The sequence below is a fragment of the Luteolibacter sp. SL250 genome (assembly GCF_026625605.1).
In the GTDB taxonomy this organism is placed as follows: Bacteria; Verrucomicrobiota; Verrucomicrobiia; order Verrucomicrobiales; family Akkermansiaceae; genus Luteolibacter.
Map to the genome: position 1 here is coordinate 1,724,050 of NZ_CP113054.1, position 24,180 is coordinate 1,748,229.

At 62.4% G+C, this 24,180-nt stretch carries 22 protein-coding genes and 1 tRNA gene; 7 read left to right on the forward strand and 16 right to left on the reverse strand.

Going from position 1 to position 24,180, the window contains the following annotated elements:
- Window positions 1-67 precede the first annotated feature (67 nt).
- Window positions 68-739 carry a PEP-CTERM sorting domain-containing protein gene (locus tag OVA24_RS07575; RefSeq protein WP_267674594.1) on the forward strand — a complete coding sequence of 224 codons (672 nt, stop codon included), beginning with the start codon at window positions 68-70 and terminating at the stop codon, window positions 737-739.
- 260 nt (window positions 740-999) lie between these two features.
- Here OVA24_RS07575 and OVA24_RS07580 read toward each other — a convergent pair.
- The 6 genes from OVA24_RS07580 to OVA24_RS07605 all read right to left on the reverse strand — a co-directional run bounded on the left by OVA24_RS07580 (window position 1,000) and on the right by OVA24_RS07605 (window position 5,217).
- Window positions 1,000-1,074, reverse strand: a tRNA-Val gene (locus tag OVA24_RS07580).
- Window positions 1,075-1,297: 223 nt separating this feature from the next.
- On the reverse strand, window positions 1,298-2,080 hold the full coding sequence (locus tag OVA24_RS07585) for a BlaI/MecI/CopY family transcriptional regulator (protein WP_267674595.1): 783 nt from the start codon (window positions 2,078-2,080) through the stop codon (window positions 1,298-1,300).
- Window positions 2,081-2,215: 135 nt separating this feature from the next.
- Window positions 2,216-3,190 (reverse strand): thioredoxin domain-containing protein, encoded by a 975-nt coding sequence (locus OVA24_RS07590; RefSeq protein ID WP_267674596.1) that lies wholly within the window; start codon window positions 3,188-3,190, stop codon window positions 2,216-2,218.
- Between the two features lie 46 nt (window positions 3,191-3,236).
- Window positions 3,237-3,641, reverse strand: coding sequence for a LysM peptidoglycan-binding domain-containing protein (locus OVA24_RS07595; protein WP_267674597.1), 405 nt, complete (start codon window positions 3,639-3,641; stop codon window positions 3,237-3,239).
- Window positions 3,642-3,756: 115 nt separating this feature from the next.
- The gene (locus OVA24_RS07600) at window positions 3,757-4,560 is read right to left on the reverse strand and encodes a TatD family hydrolase (RefSeq protein WP_267674598.1); all 804 of its coding nucleotides are present in this window, start codon (window positions 4,558-4,560) and stop codon (window positions 3,757-3,759) included.
- A gap of 3 nt (window positions 4,561-4,563) precedes the next feature.
- Window positions 4,564-5,217, reverse strand: coding sequence for a phosphoribosylanthranilate isomerase (locus tag OVA24_RS07605; RefSeq protein ID WP_267674599.1), 654 nt, complete (start codon window positions 5,215-5,217; stop codon window positions 4,564-4,566).
- 92 nt (window positions 5,218-5,309) lie between these two features.
- Here OVA24_RS07605 and OVA24_RS07610 point away from each other — a divergent pair, with 92 nt between their 5' ends.
- Window positions 5,310-7,304, forward strand: coding sequence for an FAD-dependent oxidoreductase (locus OVA24_RS07610; RefSeq protein WP_267674600.1), 1,995 nt, complete (start codon window positions 5,310-5,312; stop codon window positions 7,302-7,304).
- A gap of 70 nt (window positions 7,305-7,374) precedes the next feature.
- Here the strand turns inward: OVA24_RS07610 and OVA24_RS07615 are convergent, their stop codons facing one another.
- Window positions 7,375-8,391: an OmpA family protein gene (locus OVA24_RS07615; RefSeq protein WP_267674601.1), complete on the reverse strand. Its 1,017-nt coding sequence runs from the start codon at window positions 8,389-8,391 to the stop codon at window positions 7,375-7,377.
- Between the two features lie 94 nt (window positions 8,392-8,485).
- Between OVA24_RS07615 and uvrA the strand changes: the two genes are divergently transcribed.
- Window positions 8,486-11,311 (forward strand): excinuclease ABC subunit UvrA, encoded by a 2,826-nt coding sequence (uvrA, locus tag OVA24_RS07620; RefSeq protein WP_267674602.1) that lies wholly within the window; start codon window positions 8,486-8,488, stop codon window positions 11,309-11,311.
- An 8-nt stretch (window positions 11,312-11,319) separates the two neighbouring features.
- On the opposite strand, the gene OVA24_RS07625 is transcribed toward uvrA, so the two are convergent.
- The 3 genes from OVA24_RS07625 to OVA24_RS07635 all read right to left on the reverse strand — a co-directional run bounded on the left by OVA24_RS07625 (window position 11,320) and on the right by OVA24_RS07635 (window position 12,996).
- A complete protein-coding gene (locus OVA24_RS07625) occupies window positions 11,320-11,880 on the reverse strand; it encodes a hypothetical protein (RefSeq protein WP_267674603.1) in 561 nt (186 codons plus the stop codon).
- 79 nt (window positions 11,881-11,959) lie between these two features.
- The gene (locus OVA24_RS07630) at window positions 11,960-12,640 is read right to left on the reverse strand and encodes an esterase/lipase family protein (protein ID WP_267674604.1); all 681 of its coding nucleotides are present in this window, start codon (window positions 12,638-12,640) and stop codon (window positions 11,960-11,962) included.
- Window positions 12,641-12,648: 8 nt separating this feature from the next.
- Window positions 12,649-12,996 carry a histidine triad nucleotide-binding protein gene (locus OVA24_RS07635; RefSeq protein ID WP_267674605.1) on the reverse strand — a complete coding sequence of 116 codons (348 nt, stop codon included), beginning with the start codon at window positions 12,994-12,996 and terminating at the stop codon, window positions 12,649-12,651.
- Between the two features lie 304 nt (window positions 12,997-13,300).
- Between OVA24_RS07635 and OVA24_RS07640 the strand changes: the two genes are divergently transcribed.
- From OVA24_RS07640 to OVA24_RS07650, 3 genes are read left to right on the forward strand one after another with little or no spacing between them, the layout of a single operon-like run.
- Complete coding sequence (locus tag OVA24_RS07640; protein WP_267674606.1) at window positions 13,301-14,158, forward strand: hypothetical protein; 858 nt, start codon at window positions 13,301-13,303, stop codon at window positions 14,156-14,158.
- On the forward strand, window positions 14,155-15,015 hold the full coding sequence (locus tag OVA24_RS07645; protein WP_267674607.1) for an NAD(P)-dependent oxidoreductase: 861 nt from the start codon (window positions 14,155-14,157) through the stop codon (window positions 15,013-15,015). The genes OVA24_RS07640 and OVA24_RS07645 overlap by 4 nt, the downstream gene beginning before the upstream one ends.
- Entirely contained in the window at window positions 15,012-15,860 is an 849-nt protein-coding gene (locus OVA24_RS07650) for a CAF17-like 4Fe-4S cluster assembly/insertion protein YgfZ (RefSeq protein WP_267674608.1), read from the forward strand. The genes OVA24_RS07645 and OVA24_RS07650 overlap by 4 nt, the downstream gene beginning before the upstream one ends.
- Before the next feature lie 104 nt (window positions 15,861-15,964).
- Here the strand turns inward: OVA24_RS07650 and OVA24_RS07655 are convergent, their stop codons facing one another.
- From OVA24_RS07655 to OVA24_RS07675, 5 genes are all read right to left on the reverse strand, one after another.
- A complete protein-coding gene (locus tag OVA24_RS07655; protein WP_267674609.1) occupies window positions 15,965-16,933 on the reverse strand; it encodes a LysM peptidoglycan-binding domain-containing protein in 969 nt (322 codons plus the stop codon).
- Between the two features lie 152 nt (window positions 16,934-17,085).
- Window positions 17,086-17,652: an elongation factor P gene (locus tag OVA24_RS07660; protein ID WP_267674610.1), complete on the reverse strand. Its 567-nt coding sequence runs from the start codon at window positions 17,650-17,652 to the stop codon at window positions 17,086-17,088.
- Between the two features lie 114 nt (window positions 17,653-17,766).
- Window positions 17,767-18,279 carry a DUF5069 domain-containing protein gene (locus OVA24_RS07665; RefSeq protein WP_267674611.1) on the reverse strand — a complete coding sequence of 171 codons (513 nt, stop codon included), beginning with the start codon at window positions 18,277-18,279 and terminating at the stop codon, window positions 17,767-17,769.
- Between the two features lie 45 nt (window positions 18,280-18,324).
- On the reverse strand, window positions 18,325-19,335 hold the full coding sequence (locus tag OVA24_RS07670; RefSeq protein ID WP_267674612.1) for an aldo/keto reductase: 1,011 nt from the start codon (window positions 19,333-19,335) through the stop codon (window positions 18,325-18,327).
- A 230-nt stretch (window positions 19,336-19,565) separates the two neighbouring features.
- The gene (locus OVA24_RS07675; RefSeq protein ID WP_267674613.1) at window positions 19,566-20,822 is read right to left on the reverse strand and encodes a M48 family metallopeptidase; all 1,257 of its coding nucleotides are present in this window, start codon (window positions 20,820-20,822) and stop codon (window positions 19,566-19,568) included.
- A gap of 132 nt (window positions 20,823-20,954) precedes the next feature.
- Between OVA24_RS07675 and mrdA the strand changes: the two genes are divergently transcribed.
- Window positions 20,955-23,033, forward strand: a complete 2,079-nt coding sequence (gene mrdA, locus OVA24_RS07680; protein WP_267674614.1) for a penicillin-binding protein 2 — start codon at window positions 20,955-20,957, stop codon at window positions 23,031-23,033.
- On the opposite strand, the gene OVA24_RS07685 is transcribed toward mrdA, so the two are convergent.
- Window positions 23,030-24,088, reverse strand: coding sequence for a helix-turn-helix transcriptional regulator (locus tag OVA24_RS07685; RefSeq protein WP_267674615.1), 1,059 nt, complete (start codon window positions 24,086-24,088; stop codon window positions 23,030-23,032). The genes mrdA and OVA24_RS07685 overlap by 4 nt on opposite strands.
- Between the last annotated feature and the right edge of the window lie 92 nt (window positions 24,089-24,180).

Below are 24,180 nucleotides of genomic sequence, written 5' to 3' on the forward strand. Positions count from 1 at the left end.
TATTGATTGCGTTTGACGGAGGATTGCCCGCGCAGTTGAGATGCCTCGCTGCTTCAAGTGTATTACCATGAAAATCAGTAAATTAAGCCAATCTCTGCTTCGATCCGGCGCGGTTGCCGCCTTGGTCTTCGCATCGTCCTCTGCCCAACGAGCGGATGCCGCCCTCCACCTCGCCTTCGGTGTCGATACCAATGCGGGTTCCCCGACGACCTTCAACCAGATCCGGGTGCGAGATCTTCACGATGACCACTATCACGGCTTCACGCAGAACAATGGAACTGCCGGCAGCCACGTCCCTGAGCCCTTCGTGGTGATTCCCGGATCAGGGATGGCGACCCTGGATCTCGCCTCCATGGATATTTCCCCCTTCAGTTCCTCGCGCTACACCACCACCCTGACACCGGGAGGCGACTTCCATCTTGAGCTCATCGGCCTTACGGGCATCGACACTGACAACCTCATCGTCCGCTTCTGGCATGACGACCACACCCATACGATGTCGGTTGGCGGGAACGCCGAGCACCTCAGCCTGGCCGAAATCAACAAGATCGATTTCGCGCTGGCCAGTGGTGCCGGGCTGGGCAGCTACTCCGCCCAGTTCAGGATCGTCGATGAAGGGGAGACATACATCACCTCTCCGACGTTCACCATCCACGTGAATGCGGTTCCGGAGCCATCTGCGGCACTTCTCGGTGCGGCGGCCCTCGGCTTCGGCATCCTGCGCCGCAGGCGCCGCTGATTCATCAATTCCATATCCTGTCTCTCTACGAGCCCGGTGGCATGTCCATGCCTCCGGGCTTTTTGATGCGGGCCTGTCGGAGTGGAACCGGGAAGAGACGATGCGTTGAAAATCGCTGTCCCGCCGCACCAGGCACACAGCAGATTCCGGTCATCCTCATCGGACATCCGTCCGATCTATCTCCGTTACAGCGGAAATCCATGTCTCGGGTGTGCACAAAAAAAAGGAGCCGTTGTGGCTCCTTCCCGGTTGATGACAAATGGTGCGCGATACTGGGTTCGAACCAGTGACCCCTACCGTGTCAAGGTAGTGCTCTACCACTGAGCTAACCGCGCTTTGTTTGTGTGCCCCTTCGGGCGGGCGCGAAGCTAGGATGGTGGATGCCCCCCGCGCAACCCTTTTTTTGTGTTTGTTGAAGAGAGTGTTTCGGGACGCAAAGAAGGGCAAAGAAAAGGGCGGGAAGTCCGGAGACTTCCCGCCTTTCATGAAACATCAGGAACTACGCGAACAGCGGTTTCGCTGGTTGGTTTGGGGCGAGCTGTTTGCGGTGTGGAAGGATCAGGCTTTCTTGGCAGCTGCCTTTTTCGCCGGTGCCTTCTTAGCGGGGGCCGCTTTTTTGGCTGGGGCTTTCTTGGCGGCGGCTTTTTTGGCCGGAGCTTTCTTGGCTACCTTTTTGGCGGCGGCTTTTTTGGCCGGAGCTTTCTTGGCGGGAGCCGCTTTCTTTGCGACGGTTTTCTTCGCAGCCTTCTTCACGGTTTTCTTGGCGCTTTTCGCTGCCACCTTTTTCGCCGCTTTCTTGGCTACCTTTTTGGCAGGAGCCTTTTTGGCGGGTGCTTTCTTAGCCGGTGCCTTTTTGGCAGGAGCCTTTTTGGCTGCGGCTTTTTTGGCCGGAGCTTTCTTGGCAACTTTCTTTACGGCTTTCTTCGCGGTTTTGGCCGCGGCCTTCTTCGCTGTTTTTTTTGCAGCCATGGCTTTGTGTCTTTGGAGTTCGCGTTCGATGTTGGTTTTCTCTTCCGGAGTTAACTGACCGGCGGAGAGGATAGCGAGGATCGCCTCATCGAGTCGTCCTCCAAAAGCGTTGAGGAAGTCGTGAGTCGCGCTGCGGACGATGACTTCCTGGTTGTAGGTCGCGTCATAGACATGGGCGCGGCCTTCGGTGGTGATGCGCTTGACGAGCTTCTTGCGCTCGAGGCTCTGCATCACGGAGAGCACGGTGGTGTAGGCGCGTTCCTTTCCATCCGGCAGCGCCGCATGCACCGAGGAGACGGTGGAGGGTCCATCGTGCCAGATGACTGAGAGCGCCTGGAGTTCGAGGTTGGATGGATGGGATGGCCTGGCCATTTGGATTCACCTCAGTGGTTTCAACGATGAAACTAGTAGTTTGGTAAAACGTCAAGTTGAAACGTACGGAATTTAAAGATTTGTGAAATATTTTTCATCATCCCGCAGGAACCGTTTATTACTATATGAATAGTATCATTCATTGGTGTCATCACTGCGGGTGGAATCGAGCTGCGGACGGCTGATGGATGGATTGATGCGGTTGAGTCCGGCCCAGAGTTCCGCATCACCCGCGGAGCCGAAGGCGATGATGCCGCCGTCCTTTGATAGGAGCACGAAGGTAGGCAGTTTCTGGATGCCCATGCGCGGGCTGAGCGGATCACGCACGTCATCGATGAGCCATGTTCCCGCGGGCTTTCCTCCGATCATCGTGCGGGTGTCGGCCAGCGCGGATGGAGAGTGGTCCATGACGAGTGTGGCAACGGCGATGCCTTTTGGAGCGACTTCATCCACGATCCTGGCGAAGTCAGGGAGCAATGCCTCGCACTCCGCGCTGAGCGGTGACCAGAACTGGAGCAGGAGCGCTTTGCCTCCGCCCATGGCTTTCGAAAGCGATGTGGGATCTCCGTCGGTGACAGGGAGAAAGGTTTCGGAGAAGTCCACCTTCATTCCTGCCAGCCGTTCCTCCAGCCGGACGCGCTCGATGTGCGGGGCGAAGGCGCTTCCCTGTTTCGGACTGAGCCAGAAGGCTTCGGTGATGTGGGTTTTGAAAGCGGTCTTGTCTTTCTTCTCCAGCGCGTCCAGCGCGCTGACATACTCGATCACCGCCAGCCATTCGTCACGCGTCGCGAAGATCTCGGAATCTCCCAGCCGGAAGCTGTCCTTCCGTCCGGTGAACTGCGGGAGTAATGCGGCGATCTCCGCGTTCTCATTGCGGTCCACGTGGAAGATGAAGCGTGCCTCCAACACGGCCTGATCCGTCACCCCGTGCTTTTTGGCTTCGATGATCGCCGCTTCCAGGGCTTCCGGAGAGGAACGTTCCCCCAGCAGATGCTCGATCGCCGCTTCCTTCTGTGAAACTTCCGGCGATCCTGGTCCGGCTTGCTTCGGCTCGGCGGCCGCCGCAAGCGCGGAAAGGATCAAAGGGAGGAACGAAAGGTGGGGGCGCATGGAGTGGGGGTTGCCGGGGCCGCGTTGCTCCGCTGGAACTCGATGATCAGTTGGCGGGGATCTTGAGCGTCTTGCCGAGAACGACGATGTCGCTGGTCATGCCATTGGCGGCCTTGATGGATGCGATGGAGACTTTGTATTTCTTCGCGATGCCACCCAGCGTGTCGCCTTTGACAACGGTGTGTGTCGTGGCAACTCCTCCGCCCGCTGCAGGAGCGGACTCTGGCGCGGATGGTGCGTACGGAGTGGATGGCACCGGGATGTTGGGAGTGGAAGCGGAGCCGGCGTCCTCATACGCCGCGGGCGTATCATAGGTCTGGTTGGAGGGCGCTGGAGCGTCATAACCGGCGTCCGCGGGAGCGTAGCTGGTGTCGTATTCGTCGTTCTTCGTCGCGCAGGAAGAGAGGGCGATGGCGATGGCCGATGGAATGATCAGCTTGATCGGGTTCATTGGTATGAGTTGTTAGCGGATGGTTTGAATTTTGGAAAGAACGGAAGATGAAAATCTCACGTTGCTCCCATCACATGATGAAACGATGCGGGGCGCGGGGTTCATTCAAAATGATTCACGCGCGGAAGCGGAAGAAGGATGACGCGACATCGTTGGTGTGTGAGGCCAGCGTGTCGATGTCTTCTCCACGGAGTGATGCGATGAACGACGCGGTGTGGAAGACGAAGGCAGGCTCGTTGCGCTTTCCGCGATGGGGCTCGGGAGCGAGGTAAGGTGCATCCGTCTCCAGCATGAAAGTGCCGGCAGCGCATGAGAGGATGGTGTCCCGCACCTCGCGCGCGCTCTTGAACGTGGCAACGCCGCCGAAGGAAACGATACCGCCGAGATCGAAGACGCGGTGTGCGTTGGCGGCGGTGCTGATGAAGCAGTGGAAGACCGCGCGGACATCCCGGTGGTACTCCGCGTAGATGGACAGCGCGTCATCGAGCGATGCCTGGCCATTCTGGTCACGGGTGTGGATCACGACATTGAGACCGGCTTCCGCGGCGAGGCGGAAATGCTGGTGTAGAAACTTCCGCTGGCGGGAGCGGAACGCTTCTTCCTCCCAGCCATCCGGCGCGGGATGGTAGTAGTCCAGCCCGGTCTCGCCGATGGCGCAGACGCGCGGGTCCGCCACGTAGGCGGCCAGTTGGTTCACCGCATCATCCGGAGCATTGTGGACGTCGCATGGATGGATGCCGATGCAGGCGTGGACGGATGGGTCGTTCGCGATGGAAAGGTTCGGCTCCACGTCATCCAAGCAGGTGGCCAGGGTGACGAGGCGGTTCACGCCGGCATCGTGCGCGTGCTGGATGAGGTCGGGCGCTTCATCGGTGGTGAAGCGGTGGGAGGCGAGGTGGCAGTGGGAATCCGTCAGCATGGATCAGTCTTGGAGCGCGGAGAGGAGTTGGGCGACTTTGTCGAAGTCCTTCACGCCGGGGGAGATCTCCGCGCCGGATGCGACATCGAGCGCGGCTGGCGCCACGGTGTCCGCGGCGAGAGCCGCATTTCCGGGGATGATGCCTCCGGCAAGGATGATGGGGAGTTCGGGGTGGTCTTTCTTGAATGAGTTCGCAACGTTCCAGTCGAAGACTTCACCCGTGCCGCCATAGACACCGGGTGCATGGGCATCCAGCAGGATGGCGGACGCGCCGAACTCCGCGGCGCGGGACAGGTCGGAGAGTGTCTTCACTCCGATTGCCTTGATGAAAGGGATGCCAGCAGCCTGATAGGGCGCCGCATCCGCCGGTTTCTCATCGCCGTGAAGCTGCACGACATCGATGATGCCTTCCTCGAAGAGGCGGATGGCAAGTTCGTCCGGTTGGTTCACGAAAACTCCCACGCGGAGGATTCTCCCCGCGAAGTCTCTGAGAAAAGATGCATCTTCCGGGGGGAGATGGCGTTTCGACTGGGGCCAGAAGTTCGCGCCCAGTGCAGGTACTCCCATGTCGACCAACCGCTGTGCGTCGGCACGGGTTGTCACGCCGCAGATCTTCAGCGATACATGGTCGGAATCCAGGAAACGTTCGAGCGTCACGCGGGGGAAACTAGCGCGGAATCCGCCTTTGTGAATGGGGAAGTTTCGGTGGACGGGCATCTGCCGGAAAGGGTAGAGAATGGAGTGTGTCCATGAGGTTCATTGCGATATTCCTGATGTTGGTTGGCATCGTCCGCGCCGGTTCGTCTGATGTGGTGGTGTATGGGGGGACTCCGGCGGGGATCGCGGCGGGCGTCACGGCGGCGAGGGAAGGGGCATCGGTGGTCGTGATCGAGCCGACACCATGGATCGGTGGCATGGTGACCGGAGGATTGGCGCGGAGTGACATTGGCAAAAAGGAAACCATCGGCGGGTTTCCGAAGGAGTTTTTCACAAAGGCGGCCGAAGGCCTGGATGCGAAGTGGATGTGGTATGCGGAGCCGCAGGCGAACATGAGGGCGTTCGAGGCGATGCTGGCGGAGGCGAAGGTGCAGGTGGTGAAAGGCCAGACGTTGAAGTCCGTGCGGAAAGAAGGGGGAGTGATCAAATCGCTCACCACTGCTGATGGGACGGAGTATTCCGCGCTGCAGTTCATCGATGCGTCTTATGAGGGTGATCTGATGGCGATGTCCGGCGTGGGCTACCGCGTGGGGCGTGAGAGCAGGGCGGAGTATGACGAGCCGCTGGCGGGATACCACCCGATGCCGGTGAGGCCGCGGCCGAACGAAGTCATGGCCAGCGGGAAGATCGGGCCGAGCTATATCCACGGTACGCCCGCGAAGATTTCCGCGCTGGATGCGGATGGAAAGCCGGTCTTCGGAGTCAGGAAGATCCGTGCGGAGCCGGGCAGTGCCGATGGCCTGACCCAAGCCTACAATTTCCGCGTGTTGGTGACGAAGCGGGAGGATATCCGGATTCCTTTCCCGAAGCCCGCCACCTACCAACCGGAGCGGTATGAACTGCTGCTGCGGTTGATCCATGCTTTCCCTAAGGTGGCGTTCAACAGGCTGTTCCACCTGGGTGAAATCGCGAACGGAAAGTATGACCTGAACGCGCAGGGACTTTTCTCCACCGACTATCCGGGTGGGAACACCGGCTATCCGGACGGGGACTGGGAGGAAAGGAACAAGATCCGGCAGGACCACATCGACTACATCCAGGGCATGCTGTGGTTCCTGGGGAATGATGAACGCGTGCCTGAGGAACTCAGAGAGGAAACGAACGCGTGGGGCCTGTGCCGTGACGAGTTCACGGACCATGCGAACTGGCCGTACGCACTTTATATAAGGGAAGGCCGCCGGATGAAGGGGGCGTATGTCATGGTGCAGGCGGATTGCCAGCGCGCGGTGAGGAAGCCGGACAGCGTGGGCATGGGGTCGTTCGTGATCGACTGCCACATCGTGCAACGGATCGTGGCGGAGGATGGCACCGTGGCGGATGAGGGATCATTCCCGGATGCCCCGTCCCAGCCCTACCAGATCCCCTACCGGAGCCTGACGCCGAAGGAGGACGAATGCGTGAACCTCCTGGTGCCGGTGTGTTTCTCCGCGTCCCACATCGCATATTGCTCCATGCGGATGGAGCCGGTGTACATGGCGATGGGCCAGGCATCCGGTCTTGCGGCGGTGCGGGCGGCGCGGGGGAAGGTGCCCGTGCAGAAGATCGATGTGGCCGCGCTCCGTGCCCGGCTGAAGGACCAGGGAGCGGTGCTGGAACTGGACGTTCCCGGTGCCATCATGGTGGAGGATCTGCCGGGCGTGGTGATGGATGACGCGGAGGCGGAGTTTGTGGGGGACTGGACGCACAGCGGCTACGGGGCGCCTGTGAATCTCAGCAGCAGCCATGACGGTGGCTTGGGGAAAGGGGAAAAGAGCGCGACTTTCCGCCTGACGGTGCCGAAGGCCGGCAACCATGAGCTGAGATTCTACTACAGCGCCGCCTCCAACCGCGCGTCCAACGCGAAGGTCACCATCCTGCGCGGCGACCGCAGCTCCACCATGGAGGTGGACCAGCGGAAGCTGGCGGCCTTCTCCTCGCTGGGGACCTCAAAGTTTGCGGCGGGTGAGGAAGTGGTGGTGAAGGTCGGCAACGCGGACGCGGACGGCATCGTGTCCGTGGATGCGGTCCAGTTGCTGCCGGTGAAGTGATCATAGAAGTATCGGCAGCGACCGCATGCGATGAGGTCCCTGCCGTCCGTTCAGATCGGAAGCCAGCCACTCACATTTTCACGATCTCCACCCGTCGGTTCTTCGCCCGGCCTTTGTCATCCGTGTTCGGGGCGAGCGGGGCCGCCATGCCGACACCTACGGGGATCACACGGTCCGCTGGAATTTTGTATTCGCCGGTCAGCGCGGCGGTGACGGCGGTGGCGCGCTTCAGGGACAGCGTCTGGTTGTAGTTGAGGTCCCCTTGGTTGTCCGTGTGGCCGACGATGAGGTAGGTGCCCTTTCCCGCGCTGATGGCCTTGGCCATTTCCGCGAGGGATTCGGCGGACTCAGGCTTGATGTCCGACTTGTCGGTGTCGAAGAAGACGCCGTAGATGGCGATCCGGCCTTCGGTGTCGATGGAACTGGTGATTTCCTCCGCTTTCACCGCGGTCATGCGGGTGTCCATGGCCTTCGTCTCCAGGATGTCCACGCGGGCGACGACGTTGCCTTTCTCCAGCTTGTGGCCCTCCACCAGCTTGTCGAAGCCGGTGTTCACGTCATCCAGCCTGAATGCATAGACGGAAACATAGATGGCGTTACCTTCCTTGCCCTTTCCCTTGAGGATTGAGTAGCGCTGTTCGTCCTTGTTGAACTCATGCAGGTACTGGAGCTGACCCGTCTTCTTGGCGATCGGGAAGGTCTGCTCCACGAAGCGGCCGTAGCCATCATCCAGCTTGTCATTCTCCGCGGTGAAGAGCGTCTCGTAGCCGGCGGGCTTCAGTTCCGCCTCATACTGTCGGACGGCCTCTAGTGTCGTGGAGTCAGCCGGGAGCTTGTAGTAGAGCGTGGTGAGCTGGCCTTCCGCCTTGTCGCGCTTGGTCTTCTTGAACGCCTGCTTGTCGTAGTCAAACTCCACCCGCTCCAGCGCGATGTTGAGTTCGTCGAACTTCGACGCCTTGTGCCAGATGATCTCCGATCCGGTGATGCGCTTGAAATCCGGGTGGTCCTTGGACCCTGCGGCGTCCTTGGCGAGGGCCAGTGGAGATATGAAGATCAACGCGATGGCGGCTAACAGTGATCGTTTCATGGCATGTCGTAGATAGGATGGGTCCACATAAATTTCAAGATCTCCGCGAAGGATTGATGTTGGAAGTTCGCGCGAACAGCGGTGAGGTGGGGGCGTGGACACCATCCGGATCCGGGGAGCGAGACAGCACAATCTGAGGAACATCGACGTCGATCTTCCGAAGGGGAAGCTCGTGGTGATCACCGGACCCAGCGGCTGCGGGAAATCCTCCCTAGCCTTCCACACCCTGTATGCGGAGGGGCAGCGGCGGTATGTGGAGTCCCTGTCCGTCTATGCGCGGCAGTTCCTCGACCAACTGGAGAAGCCGGACGTCGATTCGATCGAGGGGCTGAGCCCGGCGATCGCCATCGAGCAGCGGGGCGGGGGATTGAACCCGCGCTCCACCGTGGCCACCGCTACGGAGATCTATGACTACTTGCGCGTGCTGTGGGCGGCGGCGGGCGTGCCGCATGACCCGCTGACCGGTGCGCGGCTGCAGAAAATGGGGCCCATGGATATCGTGACGCGGCTGGCCGGACTGCCGGAAGGCACGAAGGTGATCCTGCTCGCGCCGCTGCCGAAGGAGGAATTGGGCGAGCCGGTGCGGTTGCTGGGGGACCTGCAGCGGCAGGGCTTCATCCGCCTGCGGGTGGACGGAGAGGTGATGGAGATCGAGGAAGCGTCGAAGAACTGGCCGGAGCTGCCGTCCGCCGTGGAGATCGTGGTGGACCGCTTCGTCATCCGGGCGGGTGTGGAGTCGCGGCTGGCGGACTCCGTGGAAACCGCGCTGCGCCTCTGTGGCAGTGAGGCGAGGGCTTCCGTTCAGGAGCCGGAGGCGGACGCCTGGTCGGACCTTTCCTTCCAGACCTCCTACCGGAATCCGGAGACAGGCTTCACCGTGGGCGAGCTTTCGCCGAAGCATTTCTCCTTCAACTCCCACCTCGGTGCGTGTGAGGCGTGCGAGGGCCTTGGCACGGAGATGTTCTGCGACCCGGCGCTGCTGCTGGGGGAGAAGGAATTGCCCCTGCTGAAGGGTGGCATGAAGGGATGGTGGAAGGAGAAGTCCCAGCGCGACGGACAGTTCAAGAGGGAGACCACCGCCTTGCTGGCACAGTATGAACTGCCGGAGGCTTCGACATTTTCCAGTCTGACGGATGAGGTGAAGCGGGTGCTGCTGGAAGGTGGCCACCTGGTCACCGGATGGAAGTTGGGCAAAGAAAAGAAGCCGCAGACGAAACGGTTCGAGGGCCTGACCGTCGAGGCGATGCGGAAATACCGCGAGGCTTCCAGTGAGGCGGGGCGCCGCAGGTTGGCGCGGGTGATGGCGCACCGGCCATGCCGGGTGTGCGGGGGCAGGAGATTGAAGAGAGAGTGGCTCGCGGTGCGGATCGAGGGGCCGGATGACCGCTGGCTGGGCATCCAGGATTTCTGTGCGCTGGATGTGGCCGGGGCGGTCGAGTGGCTGGAGGGATTCCAACCGGACCCGTCGAAGGCGGAGGTGTGCAAGCGGCTGGCGGATGACGTGCGCTCACGCCTTTCCTTCCTGTCGGAGGTGGGGCTGGACTACCTCACGCTGGACCGCACCAGTGGCACGCTTTCCGGTGGTGAAGCCCAGCGCATCCGGCTGGCAACGCAGCTCGGCGCGGGCTTGTCGGGAGTCTTGTATGTGCTGGATGAACCGAGCATCGGCCTGCATGCGGCGGACACCGCACGGTTGGTCGGCGCCCTCACCCGCCTGCGGGATCTGGGGAACACGGTCATCGTCGTGGAGCATGATGAGGAGATCATCCGTGCGGCGGACTGGGTCATCGACATGGGGCCGGGCGCGGGTGCGGGCGGCGGGCTGGTGCTGGCGGAGGGGCTTCCGGATGGGATCGCATCGCCCACGGGGGAATGGTTGCGTGGGAAAAAGATCTCCGTTCCGGCGGCACCATCGTCGCTCGGTCTGGGGGAGTTGGTCATCCGCGGCGCGCGGGAGCACAACCTGCGGAACATCGATGTGAAGATCCTGCTCGGCAGGCTGGTGTGCCTCACCGGTCCCAGCGGCAGCGGGAAGTCCACCCTCGCGGATGACATCCTCCGCCGGGTGTTGATGCGCCATTTCAACGGCTCCGGCGAGATGCCGGGCGCGCATGATGGCATCGACGGGCTGGAGCAGATCGAGAAGTGCGTGGTGGCGGACCAGTCACCCATCGGCCGCAGTCCGCGCTCGAACCCGGCGACGTTCACCGGCGCGTTCGATCTGGTGCGGGACCTGTTCACCAAGCTGGCGCTGTCAAAGCAGCGTGGATACGGCCCGGGACGTTTCAGTTTCAATGCGGCGGGCGGCAGGTGCGAGCGCTGCATGGGCAACGGACGGCTGAAGATCGAGATGCACTTCCTGCCGGATGCCTGGGTGGTCTGTCCGGGATGTTTCGGAAAGCGCTTCAACCGCGAGACGCTGGAGGTCACCTACAAGGGCAAGTCCATCGCGGATGTGCTGGAGCTGGCGGTGAGCGATGCCCGCGTGTTTTTCCGGCCCATCCCGAAGCTGCACAAGATTCTCGAAATCCTGGAGGAACTCGGCCTCGGTTACCTGAAACTGGGACAGCCCGCGAACACCCTCTCCGGCGGGGAGGCGCAGCGGCTGAAGCTGGCCGTGGAATTGGCGAAGCCGCAGGCACCGCACACGCTCTATCTGTTTGATGAGCCGACCACCGGCCTGCACTTCGGCGATGTGGAAAAACTGCTGGCCGCATTCATGAAGCTGCGGGATGCCGGGCACAGCGTGCTGGTGGTGGAGCACCAGCTCGATGTCATCGCCGCGTCGGACTGGGTGATCGAGCTGGGACCTGGGGGCGGCCGGCATGGCGGCAGCCTCGTCAGCGAAGGATCACCGGCGAAGATCCGGAAGGACAAGGCATCTCCAACCGGAAAAGCCCTCGCCCGCATGTCACGCTGACCCTGGGCTCATGCCTGGGGTGAAAGTTGCTTCGGGCGGGGTGGGGTGCCGGAAAGCGCGAGCGTCCACCACTGGATGGCGGAGGTGGGAGCGAGCCACGGCTTTCCTTTCGGCAGCCGCCGGATGGTCTTCCAGATGCTGGTCCGGAATGAGGGCTGGAACTGGGAAGCGATCCACTCCTCGTAGCGGACCACCCAGCGTAACAGCGGCTGGAAGGCTTCCCAGCGCTGCGCGGGCGCGGCGGCGGGGGCATCATGCCGGCCGGGAACCGGTGGCTGGTCGGAGTTCCACACCGTGATGAGCTTCCGGTCGCGGCAGTAGATGCAGCCGCATTTCCCGGACGGTGCGGTCCAGGAGGCGACCGTCCCATGCAACTCGATCAGGCCGTCCTCCCACTCCGCGGAATAGCAACTGGTCCCCTGCAGGCCGGTGGACGGACGCCGGACCAGACCGAAGCGTACCAGCGCGTTGCCATCCGGGTGGCGGACGTCATGTCCCCAGAAGATCATCTGCTGGGCCATGCCGCGGGTGGCATCGGCGAGCTGGGTGCGCATTCGGGATTCGGACATCGGGTGCCGGAATCTCCAATAGCGCATTTAAAATGCAATAGCAAAAATAAGACGGAAATCTCATGGCCACTCCTCCGTGTCAGGAGCGGGTATCCTGGTGAGGTTTCAGGATCCGCCGCTCGATGTCGGCGATGACTTTCCGCGACTGGATCATCATGGGGTGGACGGGGATGTTGAAGGAGACGTTTTCCGCCCGGTCCCAGACGGAGCTTTCCGCCGGCAGGATGATGAGATCCATGGGAGTGCGGTAGGAGACGATGGGGATGTTACCCAGCCGGTCCTCAGTGCGCGCGAGCTCCGCGAGGAAGTCGCTCCCGGCGCGCATCTGGACGGCTCCCTCGCTGGGGAATGTCCACGCGGCGGCGGTCCCGTGGTGGGGTGAGGAAATGGTGATGAAGGTGGCGCAACGCTCCGCACCCCCGAGCTGCTGGAGGTAGTGGCGGGAAACGATGCCGCCCATGCTGAAGCCGATGAGGATGATCTTCTCGTCCTTTCCGAACGCTTGGTCGATGTCCTTCTTCAGATGCTCCGCGAGGAAGTCGAGCCCGCCGATGCCGTCGTGGTGGATGAGCTTCGGCGCGATGCAGCGGATGCCGTGGCTCTCCAGCCGCGCCTTCATTTTCTTGAATTTGCTCCCGTCCTCGAAGATCCCGTGGACCAGAACGGCGTGGGTGGCGATGGGCTTCCCAGAGACTCCCTCGCCGGCGTGGGCGGAGGCGGTGAAGAGGGAGGCGAGGGCCAGTGAAAGGAGGCGTTTCATGGTGGGGTTCAGCCGGGTGGCCATTGCAGGGGGCGTCCGCCCAGGAGATGGACATGGAGATGGGGGACGGTTTCCCCGCCGTGCGGTCCGTTGTTGATGGCGACACGGAAGCCGGTGTCCGCGATGCCCTCGCTGCGGGCGATCTCTCCGGCGGTGAGCAGGAGGTGGCCGAGCGTGGCGGCATCCTCCGCGGTGGCGGCGGCGATCCGTGGGATCGGCTTGCGCGGGACGATGAGGATGTGGACGGGCGCCTGCGGGGAAATATCGCGGAAGGCGACGCAGACGTCATCTTCATGGACCATGCTCGCGGGGATCTCCTTGTCGCATATTTTCTGGAACAGCGTTTTGTCGGCCATGTGTTCCCAGATTCTCACGGACCAGTTGGGGCCGCAAGACGGAAGCAGGAGCATCCCGCCGTCTGCCGGGCACGGGTGACGGATCTGTTTCCGTGTTTCGGTTCCAAAGTTGGCATGCCGGGTGCTTTTCTATGGATGTCGCAAGACACAGGCGGTCCGACTGAGATGCTCAAGGGTTAATGGGTTTTTCCTTCGAGATGATCAGTCGGGCCGCTTTTCCTTTTCACCGCGCGGTGGGGGCGATGATGGCCGGATACCCACTTTGCCGGTTGCCGAAGCTGCGGGACGATGTCACGATTCTGTTGTGAAACATCGGATCGTGACCTTCCTCTCCGTGCTCTGTCTGCCGCTCGCGGCGCAGAATGAGGCACCAGCCCCGGCACCGCCCGCACCTGCGGAAAATGCCTCCCCGGGCGGAGTTCCCGCGGATCTGCTGGATGATCCGCACGTGCTGGAGGAACTGGCGGTGAACGAATTCACCGCGCCGTCCATCGCGAAGCTTTTCGACACCCTCCAGTTCCTGATGCCGCTGCCAGTGGCGGAGACGGAGCGGAAATACCCGCCGTCCACCCCGCGGGAACGCGCGGACCTGGCGATGGAGCTGGGTTTCCTGATCGCGGATGGCTTCCTCGTCGTGCAGGCCGGACAGATGGAGAAGGTGGAGGCGCTGGCCGCCGACCTCACCCGTTATGGAAAGGCGCTCGGTGTGGGCGACCGTGTGAACAGCCACGCCGCCAGCCTGCTGGAAAGCTCGAAGAAACAGGAAGTGGAACAACTCAAGAAGGAGCTGGCCTCCACCCAGCGGGATGTGGTGCGGGAGCTCATCACCCTGCGTGATGCGGACCTTGCCCATCTCATTTCCCTCGGCGGATGGATCCGCGCGCTGGAAGTTTCCACGGTTGCCGTGGACAAGCAATTCTCCCCGGAACGGGCGAGAAAAGTCATGCGTGAGGACATCGCGGACTACTACACGGAATCCGTCGCCGGACTGGAGCCGCGCATCTCGGAGCGGCCCAACTACACCCAGATGCGGGACATCCTTTCCGGTCTGCGCCACGCCATGGTCATTGAGGACGGCAAGGAGCCGACCAAGGAACAGATCTCGGAGATCCGGAAGCAGGCGGCGAAGCTGGCTGAACTGGCACTGCAACGGCAGAAATGAGCGGCACGCCGACCATCCAAAGGGCTGCCGTGCTGGGGCTGGGGATCATCGGCTCCCGCGCCTTGGCCAGACTCCGCGAAGCGGGCTGGCAGGTGAAAGCTTGGAACCGCACGCCGAAGAACCTGCCGGATGAAGTGGTCACGCCTGAAGACGCGATCCGCGACGCACAGGTCATCTCCATCTACCTGAAGGACCGCGCCGCCGTGCGTGAGGTGGTGGAGCGCATCTCCCCACACCTCACGGAAGGACAGATCGTGCTCAACCATGCGACCGTGGATCTGGAGACCACCCAGTGGCTGGCGGAGCGGTGCGCGGATCGCGGCGCCCGTTTTCTCGACACGCCGTTCACCGGCAGCAAGAACGCGTCGGCAGGCGGCCAGCTTGTCTATTACACCGGCGGAGACCCCGCGTTGGCGGCGGAGGTGGAACCGTATCTCATGCTCACCGCGAAGTCGCTGCTGCCCTGCGGCGGTATCGGCTCCGCCACGGTGGTGAAGCTGGCGACGAATCTCATCTCCGCCTGCACCGTTCAGGCTCTCGCGGAGGCGCTGGCCATTTCCGTGAAACACGGTGTCTCCGCGGAGGATTTCCAACGGGCCGTCTCGCTGAACGCGCACGCCTCTGGTCTCAGCGCCATGAAGCTGTCCGGCATGGCGACGGGGGACTTCGACACCCATTTTTCCATGGCGAACATGTGGAAGGACAGCAGCTACGCCATGACCCTGGCGGAGCAGGCCGGGTTGGACGCCCCCGCCATCCGCGCCGTCTCCGGGCGCATGAAGGAACTTTGTGACGATGGCCTCGCGGACTTGGATTTCTCCGCGCTGGCGAAACCCTATCTCCATCCTGATCCATGAGCCGCTCTTTCCGTGTCGATCTCGGTTATCCCACCATCCTGGAGTTCCGCGGCCCGGATGCCGTGCGTTTCCTCAACGGCCAGATGACCCAGGATGTGAAGCTGGCGACATGTGAAGCGGCGCTGCCTTCCTGCATCACCGACGCGAAAGGAAAGCTCCAGTTCCGTGTCCACCTCACTGCGATGAAGGAAGGGGTCATCTGGGTGACCGCCCCGGTCGGTGTCGCGGAGGAACTGGAAGCCCGCCTGACGAAGTATCTCATCGCGGATGACGTGGAGGTCACGGACAACTCGGGCGAATACCAGCTCTATCACCTCGTCGGAGCGCCGGCCCCTGCCGCCGGTCACTCTCTCGCCCGCAGGTCGAACCGCTACGGCGTGGAGGGCATCGACCTTTGGGTGCCGGTGGACTATCCCATCGATTTTCCCGCGACGCTCCCGGAGATCTCCGCCGATGACCTGGAAACCTTCCGCATCACCAACGGCGTGCCAGCATGGGGCAGCGAGCTGGTGGAGGGCATGCTCCCGCCGGAAGCCGCCCTCGAGGCCACGGATATCTCCTACCACAAGGGTTGCTACATCGGCCAGGAAGTCATTTCCCGGGTTAAGACCGCCGGAAAGGTGAACCGCAATCTGGTCCGCCTGACGGCCGGAGGAAACGTCCCCGTCGAGCCGGGTGACATCCTGATTTCGGAGGAAGGGGACGAATGCGGCGCCGTCACCAGCGTCGCCCCCATCGCGGATGACGGCCCGCGTTACCTGCTGGGCTATCTCAAGCGCACCGCCGGACGTGACGGCCTCCAGGTGAGGTCCCATGGAGGGCTGTATCCTGTCACTATTCCCTGAAGATACTTTTCTCCGCCCCGGCGGAAAAAACAAAGCCCGCCGGGAGAGTTCCTCCGGCGGGCTTTCTTCGTTCTGTGGGAGGCCAAAAGGGGGCCTGCGTGGGCTTATGGCTGGGCGTTCACGTAGAGTTCCGACCCTTTGGCCAGAACGGTGTCCTGCATCAGATCGAGCCCGTTGAGTTCATTCAGCCGGTCGATCTGGGTGCCGTGTTTTGCGGCGAATTCTCCATAGGTGATCTCACCGTCGATGATGACGGATTTGAGGGCGCCTTTCGGTGGTTCCGGACTGACAGGGGCTGGGCTGTCCGGAATTTCCGCGGGAGAAGGGGAGGTTGGCCGGCTGGCGACAGGGCTGTGGTTGGCCACCGGGGTGCTCTCTGGAGTAGGTTTGCCGGCGGTGGGTTCCGCAGGTCCGGCCGCTGGAGCGGGAGAGGACTTTGCGACCGGTGCGGGAGCGGGTTTCGCCTGCAGGCGGACGAGCTGGCCCGCCCGCATGGCGGATGGCTTGATGTCCGGGTTTGCGGCGATGAGGGATTCGGCGGAGACCTTGTGCTTGCGGGCGATGCTGTAGAACGTGTCTCCATCCCGGACCACATAGGTCTCGCCGTGATTGGCGGGAGCTGGTGCAGGGGAAGGTGTCGCCGCTGCGGTACGGGTGTTCGCCGCGGGGGCGCCGGGAAGCTTGAGCTTCTGGCCGATCCGCAGTTTGGACGGATCCTTGATGCCATTCAGGCGGGCGATCGCCGCCGGGGTGGTCCCTGCGTTGCGGCTGATCCTGGCGAGCGTGTCGCCGGCCTTCACGGTGTGCACGGCGGAGCCTGCGGTGGCCGGAGTGGCGGCGTTTTTCGCGGGGGCCGTGTTGGTGACGGCGGGTTTGACGTCCTCCTTCAAGGCGCGGAGCTTGATGTTCTCCTCCTCCATGTGACGGAGTTTGGTGTTCTCCTCCTCAAGCTGGCGGATCTGGCGGTCCTGCTCGGTCACCAAGGCCCGGAGTTTGTCCAGTTCCGGGTTTGAGAAAGCCAGGGGGGAGGCGGCGAGCATCGAGAAAGTGGTGAGCCACAGCGTGGTTTTCATGGTGGGATGTTTTTCAAATTTGAACCAAGGTCGCAAGATTAATTTAATGAAAGTTAACTAAATTTTCAAAATTGCCGGATGGGTATAAAAAAAGGCAACCCAGCGAAGGGTTGCCTTTATGGACGGAAATTCCGGGAAAATATTCGGGCAAATCAGTTCGAGCGGCCTTGATAGGTGCCGTCCTCGGTCTTCACACTGATCCGCTCACCGACGTTGATGAAGAGAGGGACCTGCACGACCAGTCCGGTTTCCATGGTGGCCGGTTTGTAGACGTTGTTGGCGGAGTCGCCTTTCACGCCTTCGGAGGACTCGGCGACGGTCATGACCATGGAGAGGGGGACTTCGACGGAAACCACGGAACCATCCGCGATGAGGAGGGTGTAGATCTGGCCCTCAATGAGGTAGTTCTTCACGTTCTCGATCAGATCTTCATAGACGATGGCGTCCTCGTAGGTGTTCGGGTCGAGGAAGTGGTAGCCGCCGCTGTCCTTGTAGGAATATTCGTGCGGGGTGCGCTCCAGGACGACGCCTTCGAGGGAGTCGTTCGAGGTCATGCGGAGGTTGAAGACCTTCTTGGTGGCCACACTGCGGATGGACATCTGCACGTAGGAAGCCATGCGCGGAGGCGTCTTCAGCTCGGTCTCGGTGACGAGGCAGACCTCGTTGTTGTGGCGGACGGCGTGTCCTTTGCGGAGGTTGATGGCGGGTACGCTTGGCATGGTTTCGGGCTGGAGGGATTAGGCGGGGAGGGCCGCCAGCGCAAGCCGGAATTCCGCCGCCCCGTGGGAAATGGGGGGCGGGAGTACTCCGTGGATGCTCATTTCAAGGGGAAATCATCCCTGCGCCTTCACCCAGGTGGCGAGTTTCGCGGGCTCGTCGCCCTCGGCCCAGACATGGCGCAGGAAATCCGCCGGGTGGATGCCGCCGTGCTTCTGGAGGAAGTTGCGGTCTCCGCCGCAGGAGAACATGAGGTCGGGGTCCAGTTCACCGCGGAGCTTTGCTTTCGCCTTGGCGAGGATGCGGGGGAAATAGGTCATTCCCTCCAGCTCGTCGCCGAAGCTGGGAATGTTGTCACGGGTCAGGACTGCGTCGCTGGAGCCGCCGTTCTGAACGGTGAGGAAGTAGTCGCGGCGGGCGGCGGCAATGAGCAGGGCGTCCGACGCGCTGGGTTCACCCTCCTCGCAGAAGTCTTCCACGAAATCGAAAAACTCGCGCGGCTTGTAGCCGAGGGAGCCGAGGAAGGAGAGGTCCTCGGCGGAGTAGTAGGTTCCGAAGTCGGTGTTGCCGCCACGGTAGGTGGCCACGCAACGGTCGAAGAGGGCGAGAAAGCGGTCGTTCCAGGTCATGGTGAAAGAGAGCACGGAATTCCAGAATTCAAACGGGAAAGCGGATCAGCCCTCCGCGTCGCGGCCGCGGGTGCCGGGGGCGATGGCGTCGATCTGTTCCAGCGCCGCGTCATCTGGCGGGGTGGATTGCAGCGCGTCCAGGCAATCGTCGAGCTGGGCGACGGTCCGAGCGCCGATGATGGAAGAGGTGACGGCGGGGGAGCGCAGCGTCCACTGGATGGCCAGGTGGTGGAGCGGGGTGCCCTGGGCGGCGGCGAGGTCGCCGAGCGCGCGGATCTTTTCCTGCTGGGCCTCCACCTGGGAGGTCTGGAGGAATCCTTCCGAGCGGGCGGCGCGGGAGCCTTCCGGGATGCCGTTGTAATACTTCGGCGTCAGCATGCCCTGGGCGAGAGGGCTGAACACCACGCAGCCGATTCCCTCTTCCTGCAGCCAGTCGAGGATGCCCTCGGACTCCGGCCAGCGGTTGAGGATGGAGTAGGGCGGCTGGTAGACCAGGGTGCGGATCCCCATCTTTTTCAGGATCTTCACCGCTTTCTTCAGCTTCTTGAGCGGGTATTTCGAAAGCCCTACGTAGAGCGCCTTGCCGGAATGCACGGCGGTGGCCAGTGCGGACATCGTTTCCTCCAGTGGGGTGTCCGGGTCCGGGCGGTGGGAGTAGAAGATATCGACGTAGTTCAGGCGCAGGCGCTTGAGGGACTGGTCCAGGGAGGACAGCAGGTGCTTGCGGGAACCCCACTCGCCATACGGTCCGTGCCACATGTTGTGGCCTGCCTTGGTGGAGATGATGAGTTCGTCCCGGTGGGCGACGAAGTCCTCCACCAGGATGCGGCCGACGTTTTCCTCTGCGGAGCCGGCGGGCGGGCCGTAGTTGTTGGCCAGGTCGAAATGGGTGACGCCACGGTCGAAGGCGCGGCGCATCATGCGGCGGGCTTCCTCAAAGTCATCCACATGGCCGAAGTTGTGCCAGAAGCCGAGCGAGATGGCCGGCAGAAGGAGGCCGGATTTCCCGCAGCGGCGGTAGGGCATGCGGCCATCATAGCGATTCGGGTCGAACATGGTGGGGACTCTGGATGGAGGAGAGGAGGCTGCCAAGAAATAGATGGAGTAAGGAGGGGGCACACTCTTGTGCCCCGGGGGCATTGGCGAATCAAGAAGGAGAAGTGTTCAGGAAAGAGAAGAAGGCTAACCGGGAATCGGGAGGTCTTTGCTCCGGGTTCCGGTTGCAGCCGGGGAACAGGAATGGGAGCGCAGCGGACATAGCGGCGCAGCCGCAATGTCCCCCCTCCTTACTGGTCACGCCTCATCGCCGCCAGCCGGGTGAGCAGCGGAGGGTGGGAGTAGTCCAGCCAGACGCGGAGCGCGGCGGGGGTGGGGTGGGAAAGGTGGTCGGCGGAGAGTTTCTTCAGGGCTTCCTCCAGTGGCTGGTGGTCGCCGGTGACTTTCTTGGCATACGCATCCGCCTCGAACTCGTGCTTGCGGGACCATGCGTTGGCGAAGATGGAGAGCAGCTTTGAGACGGGCTCCAGCAGGATGCCGAAAAGGACCAGACCGACGTGCGGCGAGATCTTCGCCACGCCGAACGCATCAAAGAGAAGACGGGAGAATTTTCCCGTCGGATCCGTGGCCAGGCCGAGGAGGAAGAAGATCACCGCCATCTGGAGGATGCCGACCACCAGCCGCTGCTTGATGTGGCCGCAGCGGAAGTGGCCGATCTCATGGGCCAGCACGGCCAGCAGCTCCGGCTCCGTGTGCTTCTCCATCAGCGTGTCGAACAGCGCGATCTTCTTCCGCTTGCCGAGGCCGGTGAAGAAGGCGTTGGCCTTCGTCGAGCGCTTCGAGCCGTCCATGACGAAGACGCCGTCCAGCGGGAAACCGCATTTGTCACCGAGGGCTTCGATGGACTTCTTCGTCTCTCCCTCCGGCATGGGGGTGAACTTGTTGAACAGCGGCATGATGAGCGACGGAGCCAGATAGGTGAGCAGGAGCTGGAAGACCGTGACGGTGATCCATGCCCACAACCAGGCGTTCGGCACGTTGCCGAAGATCCACAGCACCGCCGCGCCAATGGGCAGGCCCAGCACCGCCGCCAGCAGCAGACCTTTCAGCCGGTCCATGATGAACACGGCGGGGGTGGAACGGTTGAAGCCGAATTTCTGCTCGATCCCGAAAGTGCCGTAGATCTGGAAGGGCAGGGAGGCCAGTGACTGGCCGAGCATGAGCAGCGACAGGAAAATGAGGCCGGTGACGACTTCGTTGCCGCCCATGGAGCGGGCCAGTCCGTCCAGCCAGTTGAAGCCGCCCAGCACCCAGAACACGAGCAGCACGGCCAGCGAGGCGATGGACTCGATGAGGTGGAAGCGGGAGTTCGCCATCAGGTAGGCGCGCGCGTTCTCCAGCTTTCCCGCGTCCATCACGTCTTCCAGACCGGCGGGGACTTTCGACGGGAAGGCCTTCAGGTTCAGTAGGGTGGCCGCGAACTCCAGTTTCCACAGCGCGAGGAGGGCGATCATGATGATGATCGTGAGAAAATTCCAGTCGGTCATTGGGGGGGATGATGCACGCGGTGCCGGGTGCCGCAAGGGCGGGTGTGGCGGAGGGCGGATCCGGTGCCCCGCCCGCCCCGGGATTGGGCATTGCGGCCCTGCGGGAATTGTTCCATGCTTCCTCAACCGACCATGTTGAAATTCCGCCCATTCCACGGACTTCTGGCCGCCGCCATCACCAGCGGACCAATGCTTCCGGCACAGGATCTCGCTTCAAAGGAAGTGGCGGGCATCGCACCGCCGGTCGGCAAGTCGGCCAGTGACGGATCCATCCAGTCCCGGAAGGATGCCCGGACCATCACTCTCAAGATCCCCGCTCCGCGTGGGCAGATTGTTGACCGTGAGGGCAATCCGTTCGCCCAGAACGAGGTGGCCTACCAAGTGGCGCTGCAATACAAGCAATTCGAGGTGGCGGACCAGGATTTCGTGGTGAACTGGGGCCGGCAGCGTCTGGATGCCCTCCAGGGGCTGGTGAAAAACTCGATCCCGAAGACGGACGCGGAGCTTTATGACCACTACCGCCACCGCCGCTGGCTGCCGTTGCTGGTATCCGGCCAGATGAGCGCGAAGGAGGCCAAGGCGATTGAGCCGAAGCTGACGGCGGGGCTCACGCTGCAGGCGGTGTACCGCCGCCACTATCCCGGTGGGGACTCCGCGGCGCACATTGTCGGTTACACGGGCAGTGTGGGCAAGCTGCCCACCGGGCCGATCAATTTCAACGAGCCGCTGTGGGAGGAAAGTGAGGGGCGCGCCGGGCTGGAGAAACTTTTCGACAAGGAACTGACCGGGGAGCCCGCGATGAAGAAGCTGCTGTTCGACGAGAGCGGCGCGAAGCTCCAGGAGGAACAGGTTGGGCGTCCGAAGCCGGGTGGCACCGTGGTCACCACGCTGAACCTGAAGTGGCAGAAGCTGGCGGAGGAGGTGCTGCGGAAAGGCTGCAAGCGTGGTGCGCTGGTGGTGATCGACGTTGTGACCGGAGAGGTTCTGGTGATGGCGTCCCGTCCTTCGTTTGATCTCAACAAGTTCATCCCCGGAATCAGCGAAACCGACTATGCGGCGCTGAATGAGGATCCCGCAGCCCCCTTGCATGGCCGGGCGTTCCAGTCCCTCTATCCTCCCGCCTCCACGTTCAAGCCGCTGGTGGCCCTTGCCGCACTGGACAACGGTGTGGTGACGGAGAATTCGACCGTCTACTGCCCCGCGTCGATCCGGATCGGGAACCACGTGTTCCACAACCACAACAAGAGGGCGGAGGGTTCGATCAATGTGAAACGTGCCATCGCCAGGTCCACCAACCCTTGGTTCTACCAGGTGGGCATCGATGTGGGGCCGACGTCGTTCCTTGATATCGCCCGGCGCCTCGGCATGGGATCGAAGACCGGATTGCCGCTGGTGGGTGAGGCGGAGGGGTTGGTCCCGAACGACCAGTACATGATGCGTGTCCACAAGCGCCGGATCCTGGACGGAGACACCGCGAACATGTCCATCGGCCAGGGGGACCTGCTGACGTCTCCGCTGCAGGTTGCGCAGGCCATGGCAGGCATCGCCAACGGCGGGGTACTGCCGAAGCTCCAGTTGGTCAGCCAGGTGCAGGACACCCGTGGCAAGGTCGTGCGCGCCACCCTGCCAGAGCGGCGGAACTGGCTGGGAACGAAGCCGGAAGCGGTGGAGATCGTTCGTGAGGGCATGCGGGACGTGGTGAACTCCGGCTACGGCACGGGCCGCAGTGCGGGTCTCAGCTACACCACGCTGTGTGGAAAGACCGGCACGGCCCAGTGGGGGCCTCCGTCCAAGAACCAGCGGCTGGCGTGGTTCGCGGGATTCCTTCCGTTCGACAATCCCCGCTATGCGTTCGCGGTTCTCTACGAAGGCCGGCCGAACGAAGTGGTTTCCGGCGGCAGGATGGCGGCGCCGATGGTGAGGAACTTCTTCGAGCCGATCAAAGACGACATCAAGGACATCATCGCCCCGCCGAAGAAGGCGCTTCTTGTGGTCGAGGAGTCCGGAGAGAATTTGGAGAATGCGGAAAGTCCGGAGGGAGGGGAGGCTCCCTTGATCAATCCTGATGGCACACTGGTGGAGGAGCCAAGGCGGGCGCTGATCGTCGAGGAGGAGGAGATGGAAGATGCTCCTGCTCCGGAAGACATGCCCATCCGTGCTCTTCCCGTGGGGGAGGATGAGGAAGTGAATGACGCCGGGGTGGTGGACTAGCCCGGGCAGACCTCTTTTGCCCGCAGGGCTGCGGCGACGCGGGTCTCCACTTTGATTTTCCTGAAGATCAATTCGAGATGTTTGGCGACCGTGCGCGGGCTGATGCCCAGGATGGTGCCGATCTCGTCGTTGCTCTTGCCCTCGCTCACCCAGAGCAGGACTTCGGCCTCCCGGCTGCTGAGGCCGAGGGATTGCAACCTCCTCGCATTGCCGCGAGGGTCGCTTTCCTGGAAGAGGATGACGAAGCGGTCGTTGGCCAGGGTGGCGGAACGGATCGAAAGACGCGCACCATCCGTCTCCACCAGCAGGGGCTCGGCGGGGGCGGGTGTAGGTGCCATCTGGCGCTCCAGCCACGTCTTCAACAGATCCGGGAGTATGGCTTTCCAGGACGAGCCATGAGGAAAGAAACGCCGGAGCAGATCACTGCCGGGAGCGTTGATGTGGAGGATGTTTCCGTGGCGGTCAACCAGCGCGACTCCTTGTGAAGACTGCTCGATCGCCCGTGCGGACAGCAGGGCCAGGGCCTGGGCCTCCGTGAATGCGGCGGCGTTCTCGAAAGCGGCGGTGAGATGGGGCCGCAGATAGGCCGCCATTTCACGGTCATCCTCGGAAAACGAACGCTCCCCCCGGTTCAGCGCGATGAATATCAAATCCTGGTGGGATGTGTGGAGGCAGAAGATCAGGCTGTCGCGGACTCCGATCGTCTCCAGCGCGCTGGCGAAAGGAGTGATGCTCCATTCCTCCTCGCTGGCAAAATCAGAGACGAAATGCGGGCTGCTGTCGCCGTTGTCATAGACGTTCCGGTAGACCGGATGACTGCCAATGTGCGGTGCCATCCTTGGCATGATCGCTTCCATGCGTGGCTGCCAGTCCGCAGGATGATAGGCGGCGACCAAGGCTCCCGTCCGCTGGCTGACGTGGTTGTAAGTGCAGAAAAGGCAGGGAATCAGCCTGCGGATGGCTTCCAGCATCACGCCCGGCAGGGCGGCGGCGTCGCGCAGCCGGTAGAGCTCCGGAAGTTCCGCATGAATGGCCCTGTAGTCCTCTGCTTTCAACCGGGAGGAGCATCCCAGACCCGGGAAAAAAGGAAAGCGCTGAAAGCACGCCTCCGGACATATCTCCGGACCACCCTGTCCGGCTCGACACG